We start from the raw sequence: 14,469 nt of genomic DNA, 5'->3' as shown, positions 1-14,469 counted from the left end.
TACCTGACCGCCACGCCCCTTACACCCTGCGGGTCAGTCGAGCAGCGCCAGCATGGCTCTTGCTGTGCTCTCTTCAGTTACCAGTGCATTAATTCGTTTGCCTTTCAGCGCCGCGACGATGGCTTCAGCTTTCTCGACCCCACCTGCGACGCCTAACACGGTCGGAATGCTGGCCAGTTCGTCCGGCGCGACGGCAATCAGCTCATCGTGGATTGCCATGTTTTCTGCCAGCTCGCCGTTGCGCTGCATAAAGAAACCGAGAATGTCGCCGACCGCGCCTTTGCGGCCAAACAGCAACTGCTCACCTTCGCTGATATAACCGGAGCGCAAAATAGTCGCGTCCTGTTTCTGGTTCAGCGAGCCAATGCCGACGACCGCAATATCTGCCGCGCAGGCGGCCAGCATGACATCGTGTACATTACGTTCCTGACGGAAAATAGCCGCCACGCTGGCTGATGACGCCCGCAGCGGAGCCGGAATAATGCTCACTCCGCAGGCTGCATCAAGCTGACCAATCCCGGTCATATAGGGCCCGACGCCGCCGGAAAGCGTGACCATGCGGATTTGTTGTGAGGAGATGAATCCGCTCAGATGTTGCAACGTACTCATCGCCGTTTCGCCAAAACCCACAGCCAGCAGTTGTTCCGGCCTGAGCAATGTCATCAGCATGTGTGCTGCGCCGACCCCCAGCCGTGTGCTCAGCGAGCCGTCGGCCAGCTGTGGCAGCACGCGGATCTGCTGTAAACCAAAGCGTTCGAGCAGGGTATTTTCCAGCGTCAAACAGCCCTCAAAACGCGAGTTAATTTGTACGCGGATCACTCCTGACTGCCGGCCTTTTTCCAGCAGGCGTGACACTTTCAGCCGCGTCAAACCAAGCCGTTCACCAATTTCATTCTGGGTCAGGCCGTCGTGGTAATAGAACCACGCGGTGCGCGCCAGCAGTTCCTCTTCGCCCATGCTGAATTCCGGATGGTTAGTCAAATCGGAAAGCGTTGTCTTCTCATTCATAGTGAACACTTATCAAAATGTAGATCAATTGTTCGTTAACAAAATGTTGTTAACTGTGATGTGTTTTGCAAATTTCAAATGATTACTGCCTGAATCATAACGCAGAGTATATGAGTTGAACAAACTGTGATCAGCACAAAAGTTTTCCCTGCCACCTCGGTCTAGTTTTATGAACAATGTTAAATGATAAATACATTTGTTCAATTAATGTATCAAGCCAGAGGCCGGTGTATGCAGAGCAGCAAACAGTTATCAGCAGACCTGCAAACCACGAATCTGCTGTTGCAGGTCAGCGGTGTCAGTAAAAGCTTTTCCGGCGTGGCGGTGCTGAAAGACATCGATTTCAGCCTGCAATGCGGAGAAGTCCACGCGCTGCTTGGCGGCAATGGAGCGGGTAAATCGACACTAATGAAAATCATTGCCGGTGTCGAAATAGCCGACAGCGGCACGTTACTGCTCGGCGGCGAGCCTTTACTGGCGCTGTCACCAGCAAAAGCGCATCAGGCGGGGATTTATCTGGTACCGCAGGAGCCGATGCTGTTTCCCAGCCTGACCGTGCGCGAGAACATCCTGTTCCGCCTGCCTGCACATCAGGCCGGCGAAAAAAAATTGCAGCAAACGCTGGCTGATCTGGGGTGCAATTTACCGCTGGGTGCCCTGGCCGGAACCCTTGAAGTGGCCGATCAGCAACTGGTGGAAATCCTGCGCGGGCTGATGCGCGATGCGCGGCTGTTGATCCTTGACGAACCAACTGCCTCGCTGACACCGGCGGAATCCGCCCGCCTGTTTACACAAGTCCGTCATCTCACCGGGCAGGGAGTCGGGGTGGTATTCATCTCGCACAAACTGCCGGAAATACGTGCGATTGCCGACCGGGTCAGTGTGATGCGTGATGGCAAAATTGCGCTCAGCGGCAGGCTCGCCGAACTGGATAACGATGCGCTGATCCGCGCTATCACCCCGCATTCCCAGGACACCGCGCTGCCCGCAGAGCAAAAGTTGTGGCTGGATTTACCCGGCACACGGCGTAACCCGGCAGGCGGCGAACCGGTCTTGCAGGTACAAAACCTGACCGGTGAGGGTTTTATTAATATTTCATTCAGCGCCCGCGCCGGGGAAATCGTCGGGCTGGCAGGCGTGGTGGGGGCAGGGCGCACCGAACTGGCAGAAACCCTGTATGGCCTGCGTGACGCCCGACGTGGTCAGGTGCTTTTGCAGCAACAAGACATCAGCGGCCTGACGACCTTACAGCGGCTGAAAAAAGGGCTGGTGTATTTGCCGGAAGACCGGCAGGCATCCGGCCTGTATCTCGACGCGCCGCTGAGCTGGAACACCACCTCACTCACCTTCAACCGTCAGGGCTGGTGGCTGAACATCAAACGCGAAGCGGCGGTGCTCGAACGCTATCACCGTGCGCTCGGCATTCAATACCGCGACGGGTCACAAACTGCCCGTACGCTTTCCGGCGGTAATCAGCAAAAACTGTTGATCGCCAAATGTCTTGAGGCACAGCCCGCGGTGCTGATTGTCGATGAACCTACGCGCGGCGTGGATGTGTCCGCGCGCGCTGACATTTACCAGTTGCTGCGCGAAGTGGTGCAACAGAACGTGGCGGTGATCCTGATTTCATCTGATCTGGATGAAATTGAAGGACTGGCGGATCGGGTATTCGTTATGCATCAGGGGGAAATGAGCGGCGAATTGCAGGGCAGCGACATCAACGTCAGCAACATTATGCATATCGCATTTGGTAATCATGCCAAAACCCCCGCCACCGGAGGAACCTCATGCTAAAGCGGATACAAAACAATCGTGAACTGACCGCGCTGATGGCGATTATTGCGCTGTTTGCCTTGCTCGGTGCGATGGACCGGCAGTCGTTCAGCTTTCAGACACTGAGCATGATTTTTGGCAGCGCGCAGATCCTGATGCTGCTGGCGATGGGTGCCACCGTGGTGATGCTGACCCGCAACATCGACGTGTCGGTCGGTTCCGTTACCGGCCTGTGCGCCGTGACGCTGGGGGTTTTGCTCAACGGCGGCGTGAACCTGCCGCTGGCCTGTCTGCTGACTCTCGGCACCGGTTTACTGGCCGGAATATTTAACGGTGTGCTGGTCGCCTGGCTGCGTATTCCGGCGATTGTCGCCACGCTCGGTACGCTGGGTTTATACCGCGGGCTGATGCTGCTGATGACTGGCGGCAAATGGATTGAAGGCTTACCGGCCGGGCTGAAATCTCTGTCAGAACCGGTTTTCCTCAATGTCTCCCCGCTCGGCTGGCTGGTGATCGTCTTGCTGGCTGCGATGTTCTGGATGCTGGGTCGCACGGCGTTTGGCCGCAGTTTCTACGCTGTCGGCGACAACTTACAGGGCGCCAGACAACTTGGCGTGGCCGTCAACCGCGTACGTATTCTGGCATTTGGCATTAACGGCATGATGGCCGCCATTGCCGGAATTGTCTTCGCCTCACAAATCGGCTTCGTGCCCAATCAGACCGGCAGCGGGCTGGAGATGAAAGCCATCGCCGCCTGCGTGCTGGGCGGCATCAGCCTGCTCGGCGGCACTGGCTCCATTCTCGGTGCGGTGCTCGGCGCGTATTTCCTGACCCAAATCGACAGCGTACTGGTGCTGCTACGCCTTCCGGCGTGGTGGAACGATTTTATCGCCGGGCTGGTGCTGCTGGCAGTGCTGGTATTTGACGGCAGATTGCGGCAGGCGCTGGAGAAAAACCTGCGGCGGCAGAAGTATTCACGCTTTTTGGCGGCCACGCCGCCGCCTCAGAAGAAACCCGCTGAACGCAAATCTCAGCAACCGAAAAATACAAGCCGCCGGCTAAGTACCGGCAAAAAGAGCGGGGTAGTGTGATGAACAAACTCCAACAATATGGCTGGGAAATCGCGCTGCTGGCGTTGCTGGTCATCGAAATCTTACTGTTCGGTTTCGCCAATCCGCGCATGCTGGACGCCAGTACGCTGCTGTTCAGCACCAGTGATTTCATCACCATCGGGATTGTGGCGTTGCCACTGACACTGGTGATTGTCAGCGGCGGTATCGACATTTCCTTTGGTTCCACCATCGGACTGTGCGCCATCGCGCTCGGTGTACTGTGTCAGGCCGGTGTGCCGCTGGCACTGGCCATTATGCTTACGCTGGCACTGGGCGCGGCCTGTGGTTTGCTCAATGCGGCGCTGATTCTTTATACCGGCGTGAATCCGCTGGTCATCACGCTGGGGACGCTCTACCTGTTCGGCGGCAGCGCCTTACTGCTTTCCGGACTGGCGGGCGCGACGGGTTTTGAGGGTATCGGTAATTTCCCCGATGCGTTCACCAACTTTGCCAATCAGATTGTGCTGGGCCTGCCCATGCCGCTGGTGATCTTCCTGCTGGCGACACTGTTTTTCTGGCTGCTGATGCACCGCAGTCGCACCGGTCGCAACGTCTTCCTCATCGGTCAGAATGCCCGTGTGGCGCGTTATGGTGCATTGCCGGTCAGCCGCACGGTGTTTGCGCTCTACGGCATGACCGGGCTGGCGTCGGCCGTGGCCGCCATTCTGATGACTTCGTATTTCGGCTCGGCGCGCTCTGATCTCGGTAATGCGCTGCTGATGCCCGCTATCACCGCGGTCGTGCTGGGCGGTGCCAATATCTACGGCGGTTCAGGTTCCATTCTCGGCACAGCGCTGGCGACACTGCTGATCGGGTATCTCCAGCAGGGTTTGCAGATGGTTGGCATCTCCAGTCAGGTTTCCAGTGCGCTGTCCGGCGCGCTGCTGATCCTGGTGGTGATTGGCCGCTCTGCCAGCCTCAACCGTGGTCTTATCCGCAGTGTTTTCCAGCGCTATCGCCGGCGCGGGTCTGCGCCTTCTCCTTCCTTGACGTCTTCTCAATAAGCCGGGGTTAATGATGAAAGCCAACACAATGAAAATCTTGTTAATTGCCAGTGCCGTGAGCCTCGCGTGTCTGAGCGCACAGGCGGCTGAACGTATCGCCTTTATCCCAAAACTGGTGGGCGTCGGTTATTTCACCAGCGGCGGCAACGGCGCAATGGCCGCCGGTAAAGCGCTGGGCGCGGACGTGACCTACGACGGCCCGACCGAGCCGAGCGTTTCCGGTCAGGTGCAGATGATCAACAACTTCGTCAATCAGGGATACAACGCGATTGTGGTGGCGGCGGTCTCACCCGACGGCCTGTGTCCGGCGCTTAAACGCGCCATGCAACGCGGCGTGAAAGTGCTGACCTGGGATTCCGATACCAAACCGGAATGCCGCTCGATTTACATCAATCAGGGCACACCACAACAACTGGGTTCGATGCTGGTGGAGATGACCTCCAGCCAGGTGAAAAAAGAGAAAGCGAAAGTGGCGTTCTTCTATTCCAGCCCGACAGTGACCGACCAGAATCAGTGGGTGAAAGAGGCGAAAGCCAAAATCGCCAAAGAGCATCCGGGCTGGGAAATCGTGACCACGCAATACGGTTATAACGATGCCACTAAATCCCTGCAAACCGCCGAAGGGATCCTGAAATCTTATGGCGATCTGGATGCGATTATTGCGCCTGATGCCAACGCATTACCGGCAGCGGCTCAGGCGGCGGAAAACCTCAAACGTACCAACGTGACCATCGTCGGTTTCAGTACGCCAAACGTCATGCGCCCGTATGTCGAACGCGGCACGGTGAAACAGTTCGGTCTGTGGGACGTGGTCAGCCAGGGCAAAATTTCGGTTTATGTCGCCGATCAGTTATTGAAAAAAGGCGCGCTTAACGTGGGTGACAAACTGGATGTGCCGGACGTCGGAACGGTGGAAGTGGTGCCGAACAGCGTGCAGGGCTACCAGTATGAGGCCAAAGGTAACGGCATCGTTTTACTGCCGGAACGCGTGGTCTTCACCAAAGACAACATCGGCAAATACGACTTCTGATCAGTAAGGAGAAAAGAAAATGGCAGATCTGGACGATATCAGAGACGGCAAAAATTTCGGCATCGGCACGCCGCAGGATAATCACGCGTTCTTCCTCAAGGGCAGCGGTCAGCTTGACTGGGGAATGCAGTCGCGGCTGGCGCGGATTTTCAATCCGCAGTCTGGCCGGACGGTGATGCTGGCGTTTGACCACGGTTATTTTCAGGGGCCGACGACCGGCCTTGAACGCATCGACATCAACATTGCGCCTTTGTTTTCGCATACCGACGTGCTGATGTGTACCCGTGGCGTGCTGCGCAGCGTGGTGCCTGCGGCGGTGAACAAACCGGTGGTAATGAGGGCTTCCGGTGGTAACTCGATCCTGACTGAACTCTCTAACGAAACGGTGGCGGTGGCGATTGAAGATGCGCTGCGCCTGAATGTCGCCGCGATGGCAGCGCAGGTGTATATCGGCAGTGAATACGAACATCAGTCGATCAAAAACATTATTCAACTGGTCGATCAGGGGATGCGTTACGGCATGCCGACCATGGCGGTGACAGGCGTCGGCAAAGACATGGCGCGGGATCAGCGTTACTTCTCGCTGGCAACCCGCATTGCCGCTGAAATGGGCGCGAACATTATCAAAACCTACTATGTCGATGAAGGTTTCGAACGCGTCGCGGCGGGATGTCCGGTGCCGATAGTGATTGCCGGCGGTAAAAAACTGCCGGAACGCGAGGCGCTGGAAATGTGCTTCAAAGCCATCGATCAGGGCGCATCCGGTGTGGACATGGGGCGCAACATCTTCCAGTCCGAATCGCCGGTTGCCATGCTGAAAGCGGTGAAAGCGGTGGTGCATGAAAACGCCAGCGTGGCGCATGCTTATGAACTGTTCCTGAGTGAAAAGGGGTGAATCATGGAAGTGACACTGGTCGAAATTAATGTTCAGCCGGAAAAGGTGGATGAGTTCCTGGCGGTATTTCACGCTAACCATTTGGGCGCGGTGAAGGAACCGGGAAATCTCAGATTTGATGTGTTGCAGGACGAGGCGGTACCGACGCGCTTCTTTATCTACGAAGCCTATCAGGATAACGACGCTGTGCTGGCACACAAGAAAACACCGCACTATTTGAAATGCGTCGAGGCGCTGGAGGGGATTATGTCGGAGCCGAGGAAGAAGACGGTGTTTAAAGGGGTATATCCGTAAGGTAAAAACGGGTTTGCTCCACCTTTAGTGAGGACCATAGCGGAGCATTATTAGTCTTGGCTCCTCCCCCTGCGAAGGGGGAGGCTGGGAGGGGGTTTTAGGGGCTAACACTTAGTCAAAGCTGACTTTAACTGTCTGATTTTTCTTTAATACCCCACCCCAACCCTCCCCTTCGCAGGGGAGGGAGCAGTCTTGTATTACATCAACCCCTCAAGCCTCACATATAACTCCCTGAACACTTCACGCCGCTCCGCATACGCAGTATGCCGTTCTGCGTCCGGCTGATGTACTTGATCAAGTGGCAGTTCCGGCAGGAACCGCTCCAGCGGTTGCCCCGGATTCATGGCGATTTGTGCTAAACGTGCAGCACCGAGCGCCGGGCCGACATCGCCGCCGGTGCGGTATTCCAGCGTTTTACCGCTGATGTCGGCCAGCATTTGCCGCCAGTAAGGGCTGCGGGCGCCGCCGCCAATCAGCGTGATGCTGTGCGGTTTCAGACCGGTTGCGTGCAGCACGTCCATTCCGTCTGCCAGAGCAAACCCCACACCTTCAAGTACGGCGCGGGCGATATCAGCCGGGCCATGCTGATGGGTCAGGCCGAACAACACACCTTTGGCATTCGGATTATTATGCGGGGTGCGTTCGCCGGAGAGATACGGCAGGAACCAGACCGGTGAATCTGCAGGCGGGGTCTTTTCTGCCAGACTGATCAGTTCGCCAACCGATGCGGTGCCGGTCAGTTTTGCAGCCCAGTCCAGACAAGAGGCGGCGCTGAGCATGACGGACATCAGATGCCAGGTGTCAGGCAGGGCATGGCAGAAGCTGTGTACCGCCTGTTGCGGATTACTCAGAAAACCGTCGCTTACCGCGAAATACACGCCGGACGTACCCAGAGATAGCATCGCTTGTCCGGTTTTATACAACCCGACACCGACGGCCCCGGCGGCATTATCACCGCCACCGGCAATCACCGGCACGGAATCCATGTTCCAGCGTGAGGCGAGTTCCGGCAACAGGTGTCCGGTAATCTGATTACCTTCGAAAAGCGCGGGCATCTGCTGGCGTGTCAGGCCGGTGGCATGCAGTAATTCGTCATTCCAGTCGCGCTTAGCGACATCCAGCCACAGGGTGCCAGCGGCATCAGACATATCGCTGGCGAACACGCCGGTCATCAGCCAGCGCAGATAATCTTTGGGCAGCAGAACCTTGTCTGTTTTGGCAAACACATCCGGTTCGTTTTCGCGTAGCCAGAGCAACTTCGGTGCAGTAAAACCAGGCATCATCAGGTTGCCGGTGATCTGGCGGGAATTCGGGACGTCCGTTTCCAGTTGCTGACACTGGCTGAAGCTCCGACCATCGTTCCACAAAATGGCCGGACGTAATACCTGCTGCTGTGCGTCCAGCACGGTGGCGCCATGCATCTGACCCGTCAGGCCAATCGCTTTTACGCCCTGCAGAGAGTGTTGTTGTGACAGTACGCAAACCGCACGGTCTGTTGCATCCCACCAGTCGGCAGGATTTTGCTCAGACCACAACGGATGCGGGCGGGAAAGGGTTAACGCCTCACTGTGGCTGGCGACCACCCGACCTTCTTCGCTGAGTAAAATGGCTTTCACGCCAGAGGTGCCAAGATCTATTCCGAGATACATAGTTTTCCCTTATCTGTTAACCCGAATCTGTAACGATTAACGCCCTGCAATTCCGCGCGCAGCGGGCAGGGCGTCAACTTATTTTAGCCGGTTAACCAAACAGATAGCGGTTAACCAGATTCTCCAGACGCTCCTGCTGACCGCTCTGGTGCTGAGGGGCCAGCGCGTTGTGTTGCGCATAGTTGCTCAGGGATTCCAGTGACATTTTGCCTTGCAGGATCTGCTGGCCCAATTCTGTGTTCCAGCCAGCGTAACGTTGGGCAACATGCTTATCCAGTTCACGGCTTTCAATCATACGGGCTGCCACTTTCAGCGCCAGCGCCATGGTGTCCATTCCACCGATATGGCCGTAGAACAGGTCATATTTATCGGTGCTCTGGCGACGAACTTTTGAGTCAAAGTTCAGGCCTCCGGTGGTGAAACCGCCCGCTTTGATGATTTCATACATCACCAACGCATTTTCTTCCACGCTGTTCGGGAACTGATCGGTGTCCCAGCCACACTGCGGGTCGCCACGGTTTGCATCGACGGAACCGAAGATACCCAGAGCAATTGCGTTAGCAATTTCATGGTGGAATGAGTGACCCGCCAGTGTGGCGTGGTTGGCCTCGATATTCACTTTGATCTCTTTTTCCAGGCCAAACTGTTTCAGGAAGCCATAGACGGAAGCAACATCATAATCATATTGATGCTTGGTCGGTTCCTGCGGTTTAGGTTCGATCAGCAGGGTGCCCTGGAAGCCAATTTTGTGTTTGTGCTCAACGACCATCTGCATGAAGCGACCCAGTTGTTCGCGTTCCTGACGAAGATCAGTATTGAGCAGGGTTTCGTAGCCTTCACGGCCGCCCCACAGCACGTAATTTTCGCCCCCCAGTTGTTTGGTGGCATTCATGGCGTGCACAACCTGCGTTGCGGCCCAGGTATAAATTTCTGGATTAGGATTGGTCGCCGCGCCTGCGCCGTAACGTGGATTGGTGAAGCAGTTAGCTGTACCCCACAACAATTTTACACCGCTGGCTTCCTGCTTTTGCGCCAGTACATCAGTCATGATGGCAAAATTATTGACGTATTCTTTAATTGATGTCCCTTCCGGCGATACGTCGACGTCATGGAAGCAATAGTAAGGCACGTTCAGCTTCTGGAAGAATTCGAAAGCGACATCCGCTTTACTTTTAGCCAGCTCCAGCGCGTCACCGGGATGTTGCCACGGGCGGTCAAAGGCGCCCACACCGAACATGTCATTACCATTCCAGCAGAAGGTGTGCCAGTAACAAGCCGCGAAACGCAGATGCTCAGCCATCGTTTTGCCGAGGATCACTTCTTCAGGGTTGTAATGACGGAATGCCAGCGGATTAGTGCTGTTAGCACCTTCGTAGCGAACTGCGTCGAGCTTGTCGAAATATGCGTGCATTGATAACTCCTTGAAAACGGGCCCAGCGGGACTGGGAGGCTGAGGCTCTATCTTCGGAGTTGACGTGACATCCCACAATTACGTTATTTCACACTCAATTTAATAGAATTATTAAGTGTGCGGCAGATCGCATAAATAACCTTTTTTCTTGTCGTTTTTATCCGTCTTCCACGATATCTCGATAATAAAAGTATCTGGCTTGTGCATATTACAATCAAACTATGATCCCCATCATAATTCCTAAAATAAACAAAAAATCGTAATGCAGTGATTAAAATCTGCAATTGCCGATTAATTACCCAGCGACAACAATCCTTGTGTCATTGCTGTACGCACTTCTCTGTATCTGCCTCTACTTATTCTTATAAAAGGTCTGACATGATGAAAATGAATAAAGTAATTCTTTCTGCCTGTGCCGCATTAGTGCTTTTTAGCCAGTCAGGGTTAGCGAAAGAAATTAAAATTGGTATGGCTATTGATGACTTACGTTTAGAGCGCTGGCAAAAAGACCGTGATATTTTTGTGGCTAAAGCCAAAACGCTCGGCGCGGATGTTTTTGTGCAATCCGCAAACGGCAATGAAGAAACACAAATGGCGCAGATTGAAAATATGATCAACCGTGGCGTCGATGTGCTGGTCATCATCCCGTATAACGGCGAAGTGCTCAGCAACGTGATCGCCGAAGCGAAGCAGGAAGGCATCAAGGTGCTGGCCTATGACCGCATGATTAACAACGCGGACATTGATTTTTATATCTCTTTCGACAATGAAAAGGTCGGGGAGCTGCAGGCACAAAGCCTGGTTGAGCGTGTGCCGCAGGGGAATTATTTCCTGATGGGCGGCTCGCCGGTGGATAACAACGCCAAGCTGTTCCGCGCAGGACAAATGAAAGTGCTGAACCCGCTTATCAAAGACGGGAAGATTAAAGTTGTGGGAGATCAGTGGGCCGATGGCTGGTTGCCGGAAAACGCCCTGAAAATTATGGAAAATGCCCTGACGGCCAACAACAACAAAATTGATGCCGTGGTGGCGTCTAACGATGCGACGGCCGGTGGTGCAGTACAGGCTCTGTCAGCACAAGGGCTGGCAGGGAAAGTGGCGATCTCGGGTCAGGATGCCGATCTTGCGGCGATCAAACGTATCGAAGCCGGTACTCAAACGATGACCGTTTATAAACCGATTACCAAACTGGCCAATGACGCTGCCGAAATCGCGGTGCAGTTAGGCAAAGGGGAAACCCCGAAATCCAATGCCACATTAAATAATGGCAAAAAAGACGTGCCGTCTTATTTATTAACACCGATTCCGGTGGATAAAAATAATATTGAAAGCACCGTGGTGGCCGACGGATTCCACAAAAAATCAGACCTTTAATTTTTCAATATTTTCTATAGAAACAACACTTCCCCCCGGAAGTGTTGTTTCTGCTGGAGGTGAAAGTGCCAGAACAATATGAAAAATTACCGTTGCTGGATATGCGCAATATCACCAAGCGGTTTGGTGCAGTAAAAGCCGTTGATAATATTAGTCTGACGTTATCTGCGGGTGAAGTGCTATCGCTGTGTGGCGAAAATGGATCGGGTAAATCCACGTTAATGAAAGTGTTGTGCGGTATTTATCCGCAAGGAACGTTTGAAGGTGAAATTTATTTTTCAGGAGAACGTCTTACTGCGAAAGGTATCCGTGATACCGAGCAAAAAGGGATCGCCATTATTCATCAGGAACTTGCGCTGGTTAAGCAACTGAGTGTTCTGGAAAACATGTTTCTGGGTAATGAATGGGGCAGTTATGGGCTGCTGGATACCGACAAAATGTATCTGCGTTGTCAGCGCATGCTGGCGCAGGTCAAACTCAATATTGACCCGCATACGCTGGTCGGGGAACTGGGGCTCGGGCAGCGGCAACTGGTTGAAATTGCCAAAGCGCTGAACAAGCAGGTCCGTTTGCTGGTGCTGGACGAACCGACGGCATCATTGACCGAAAGTGAAACCGCGATTTTGCTCGATATCATTCGTGACCTGCGCCATCACGACATCGCCTGTATTTATATTTCCCACAAACTCAATGAAGTCAAAGCCATATCGGACAAACTGTGCGTGATCCGCGATGGTCGTCATATCGCCACCTGCAATGCCGCCGGAACGTCGGAGAAAGAAATTATCGCCATGATGGTGGGGCGTGAACTGACGGAACTCTTTCCGCCGCGTGAACGCCAGATCGGTAAGGAAATATTAAGGGTGGAAAATCTTACTGCCTGGCATCCGGTTAACCGGCATATCAAACGGGTGGATAACGCCGGTTTTACGTTGCGTGAGGGCGAGGTGCTGGGTGTCGCCGGACTGGTGGGGGCCGGAAGAACCGAAATGATGGAGTGTTTATTTGGTGTTTATCCGGGACGCTGGTCTGGCGATATCTGGCTGCAAGGCGAGAAAGTGCAGATCACCGGTTGCCGCGATGCCATGCGGCGCGGGCTGGCGATGGTGCCTGAAGACCGTAAACGTGACGGCATCGTGCCGGTTATGGCCGTTGGCAGCAACATTACACTGGCGGCGTTAAGCCAGTTCAGCGCTGGCGGTGTTCTGCGCGAAGCCGAAGAACAGCACAGCATCAGTGAGTCAGTGAAACAACTCAAAATCAAAACCTCTTCTCCCGAACTGGCTATCGGGCGTCTCAGCGGTGGCAATCAGCAAAAAGCCATTCTGGCACGGTGCCTGCTGCTAAAACCTAAAATCCTCATTCTTGATGAACCGACGCGCGGGATCGACGTCGGGGCAAAACATGAAATCTACAAACTGATCGGCCAGCTGGCGGCGCAGGGCATGGCAATTATCGTCATCTCATCAGAGTTACCCGAAGTGCTGGGACTCAGCGACCGCGTGGTAGTCATGCATCTCGGACAGGTCAAAGCCTGTCTGGATAACAATAATTTAAGTCAGGAACAGGTCATGGAAGCCGCATTGAGGAGTGAATCTTATGTCTAAATTTCCCCAACCAGGAACCCCGTCTGCGCCTGCAACTCAGGGTGGGGCCGACGCGTTATTTTCGATGCAGAAACTGAAGAGTATTAACCTGCAGGTGTTCGTCATGCTGGCGGCCATTGCGGTGATTATTGTCTTCTTTAGCGTCACCACTGACGGCGCGTATATCAGCGCACGTAACGTGTCTAACCTGCTGCGTCAGACCGCCATCACCGGTATTCTGGCTGTAGGCATGGTCTTTGTGATCATCTCAGCGGAGATCGACTTGTCCGTCGGTTCCATGATGGGATTATTGGGTGGTGCGGCGGCGATTTTCGATGTCTGGCTCGGCTGGCCTTTGCCGCTCACCATTGTGGTGACCCTGGCATTAGGGCTGCTGTTGGGCGCATGGAATGGCTGGTGGGTAGCATATCGTAAAGTCCCGTCATTCATTGTCACACTGGCCGGAATGCTGGCGTTTCGCGGCATCCTGATTGGTATCACCAGCGGCACCACGGTGTCACCGACGACACCTGCAATGTCGTTAATAGGTCAGAGTTATCTGCCGGATTCTTTCGGTTTTGGTATTGGTGCGATTGCGCTGGCCCTGTTTATTGGCTGGCAGTGGCGCAGGCGCAAACAGCGGGCGGTGCTGGGTTTGCCGCTGACCGCGGCAAAAAGTGATGTGACCCGTCAGGCACTCACTGCGGTTATCGCGCTGGGCGCTATTTACCTGCTCAACGATTATCGCGGCGTGCCAACGCCGGTGTTGATTCTGGTGGCGCTGATGTTGGGTGGCATGTTTATGGCCTCCCGCACCGCATTTGGCCGTCGTATTTACGCTATTGGCGGCAACATTGAAGCGGCGCGGTTATCCGGTGTTAATGTCGAGCGCAGCAAGCTGGCGGTGTTTGCGATAAACGGTCTGATGGTAGCGATTGCCGGTCTGATCCTCAGTTCGCGGTTGGGGGCAGGTTCGCCTTCGGCGGGGAATATCGCGGAACTGGATGCCATTGCAGCCTGCGTTATTGGCGGAACGAGCCTGGCGGGTGGCGTCGGCAGCGTGGCCGGTGCGGTTATGGGGGCTTTCATTATGGCCTCGCTGGATAACGGCATGAGCATGCTGGATGTACCAACGTTCTGGCAGTACATCGTTAAAGGCGGGATTTTACTGCTGGCGGTCTGGATGGATTCGGCGACCAAACGACGTGCATAAAGTCAGCAGAGATGGCAGTGATGACGGGCGGTCACTTAGGAAAGTCTGAGCAACCTCACAAATTCACTAAGCTAAATCTACGTAAGCCATGGCGTTGTGCTATTGACCAACCCAATCAGC

General features: G+C 54.6%; 12 protein-coding genes. 9 read left to right on the top strand and 3 right to left on the bottom strand.

What is annotated here, in order from left to right; genetic code table 11:
- Positions 1-33: 33 nt before the first annotated feature.
- Positions 34-1,008 carry a transcriptional regulator LsrR gene (gene lsrR, locus EX31_RS09805; protein ID WP_037034457.1) on the bottom strand — a complete coding sequence of 325 codons (975 nt, stop codon included), beginning with the start codon at positions 1,006-1,008 and terminating at the stop codon, positions 34-36.
- 231 nt (positions 1,009-1,239) lie between these two features.
- Here lsrR and lsrA point away from each other — a divergent pair, with 231 nt between their 5' ends.
- Genes lsrA through lsrG form a run of 6 tightly spaced genes read left to right on the top strand, consistent with a single transcriptional unit; the run spans position 1,240 to position 7,116 of the window.
- Positions 1,240-2,802, top strand: coding sequence for an autoinducer 2 ABC transporter ATP-binding protein LsrA (gene lsrA, locus EX31_RS09800; RefSeq protein WP_037034455.1), 1,563 nt, complete (start codon positions 1,240-1,242; stop codon positions 2,800-2,802).
- On the top strand, positions 2,796-3,872 hold the full coding sequence (gene lsrC, locus EX31_RS09795; protein WP_013575892.1) for an autoinducer 2 ABC transporter permease LsrC: 1,077 nt from the start codon (positions 2,796-2,798) through the stop codon (positions 3,870-3,872). The genes lsrA and lsrC overlap by 7 nt, the downstream gene beginning before the upstream one ends.
- Positions 3,872-4,897 carry an autoinducer 2 ABC transporter permease LsrD gene (gene lsrD, locus EX31_RS09790; RefSeq protein WP_037034454.1) on the top strand — a complete coding sequence of 342 codons (1,026 nt, stop codon included), beginning with the start codon at positions 3,872-3,874 and terminating at the stop codon, positions 4,895-4,897. Before lsrC ends, lsrD begins: the two co-directional genes overlap by 1 nt.
- Positions 4,898-4,925: 28 nt before the next feature.
- A complete protein-coding gene (gene lsrB / locus EX31_RS09785) occupies positions 4,926-5,927 on the top strand; it encodes an autoinducer 2 ABC transporter substrate-binding protein LsrB (protein ID WP_369794782.1) in 1,002 nt (333 codons plus the stop codon).
- Positions 5,928-5,946: 19 nt separating this feature from the next.
- Positions 5,947-6,822: a 3-hydroxy-5-phosphonooxypentane-2,4-dione thiolase gene (lsrF, locus tag EX31_RS09780; protein ID WP_013575889.1), complete on the top strand. Its 876-nt coding sequence runs from the start codon at positions 5,947-5,949 to the stop codon at positions 6,820-6,822.
- Between the two features lie 3 nt (positions 6,823-6,825).
- Positions 6,826-7,116: a (4S)-4-hydroxy-5-phosphonooxypentane-2,3-dione isomerase gene (gene lsrG / locus EX31_RS09775; protein WP_037034453.1), complete on the top strand. Its 291-nt coding sequence runs from the start codon at positions 6,826-6,828 to the stop codon at positions 7,114-7,116.
- A gap of 197 nt (positions 7,117-7,313) precedes the next feature.
- Here lsrG and xylB read toward each other — a convergent pair whose 3' ends face one another.
- Complete coding sequence (gene xylB / locus EX31_RS09770) at positions 7,314-8,765, bottom strand: xylulokinase (RefSeq protein ID WP_037034452.1); 1,452 nt, start codon at positions 8,763-8,765, stop codon at positions 7,314-7,316.
- Positions 8,766-8,856: 91 nt separating this feature from the next.
- Entirely contained in the window at positions 8,857-10,176 is a 1,320-nt protein-coding gene (gene xylA, locus EX31_RS09765; RefSeq protein ID WP_037034451.1) for a xylose isomerase, read from the bottom strand.
- Between the two features lie 381 nt (positions 10,177-10,557).
- Between xylA and xylF the strand changes: the two genes are divergently transcribed.
- From xylF to xylH, 3 genes are all read left to right on the top strand, one after another.
- Positions 10,558-11,550 (top strand): D-xylose ABC transporter substrate-binding protein, encoded by a 993-nt coding sequence (gene xylF, locus EX31_RS09760; protein ID WP_015690054.1) that lies wholly within the window; start codon positions 10,558-10,560, stop codon positions 11,548-11,550.
- Positions 11,551-11,651: 101 nt separating this feature from the next.
- On the top strand, positions 11,652-13,157 hold the full coding sequence (locus EX31_RS09755) for a xylose ABC transporter ATP-binding protein (protein ID WP_037034615.1): 1,506 nt from the start codon (positions 11,652-11,654) through the stop codon (positions 13,155-13,157).
- The gene (xylH, locus tag EX31_RS09750; RefSeq protein ID WP_013575883.1) at positions 13,150-14,349 is read left to right on the top strand and encodes a xylose ABC transporter permease XylH; all 1,200 of its coding nucleotides are present in this window, start codon (positions 13,150-13,152) and stop codon (positions 14,347-14,349) included. Before EX31_RS09755 ends, xylH begins: the two co-directional genes overlap by 8 nt.
- Positions 14,350-14,469 lie beyond the last annotated feature (120 nt).

It is taken from the genome of Rahnella sp. WP5, assembly GCF_000745615.1.
Taxonomy (GTDB): domain Bacteria; phylum Pseudomonadota; class Gammaproteobacteria; order Enterobacterales; family Enterobacteriaceae; genus Rahnella; species Rahnella aceris.
Note: the sequence above shows the minus strand (reverse complement) of the source record. Positions and strands in the feature narration are given on the sequence as shown.

Coding starts and splice junctions, on each gene's coding strand:
- lsrR (WP_037034457.1), bottom strand. CDS start 1,008: ATGAATGAGAAGACAACGCTTTCCGATTTGACTAACCATCCGGAATTC.
- lsrA (WP_037034455.1), top strand. CDS start 1,240: ATGCAGAGCAGCAAACAGTTATCAGCAGACCTGCAAACCACGAATCTG.
- lsrC (WP_013575892.1), top strand. CDS start 2,796: ATGCTAAAGCGGATACAAAACAATCGTGAACTGACCGCGCTGATGGCG.
- lsrD (WP_037034454.1), top strand. CDS start 3,872: ATGAACAAACTCCAACAATATGGCTGGGAAATCGCGCTGCTGGCGTTG.
- lsrB (WP_369794782.1), top strand. CDS start 4,926: ATGAAAATCTTGTTAATTGCCAGTGCCGTGAGCCTCGCGTGTCTGAGC.
- lsrF (WP_013575889.1), top strand. CDS start 5,947: ATGGCAGATCTGGACGATATCAGAGACGGCAAAAATTTCGGCATCGGC.
- lsrG (WP_037034453.1), top strand. CDS start 6,826: ATGGAAGTGACACTGGTCGAAATTAATGTTCAGCCGGAAAAGGTGGAT.
- xylB (WP_037034452.1), bottom strand. CDS start 8,765: ATGTATCTCGGAATAGATCTTGGCACCTCTGGCGTGAAAGCCATTTTA.
- xylA (WP_037034451.1), bottom strand. CDS start 10,176: ATGCACGCATATTTCGACAAGCTCGACGCAGTTCGCTACGAAGGTGCT.
- xylF (WP_015690054.1), top strand. CDS start 10,558: ATGAAAATGAATAAAGTAATTCTTTCTGCCTGTGCCGCATTAGTGCTT.
- EX31_RS09755 (WP_037034615.1), top strand. CDS start 11,652: ATGCGCAATATCACCAAGCGGTTTGGTGCAGTAAAAGCCGTTGATAAT.
- xylH (WP_013575883.1), top strand. CDS start 13,150: ATGTCTAAATTTCCCCAACCAGGAACCCCGTCTGCGCCTGCAACTCAG.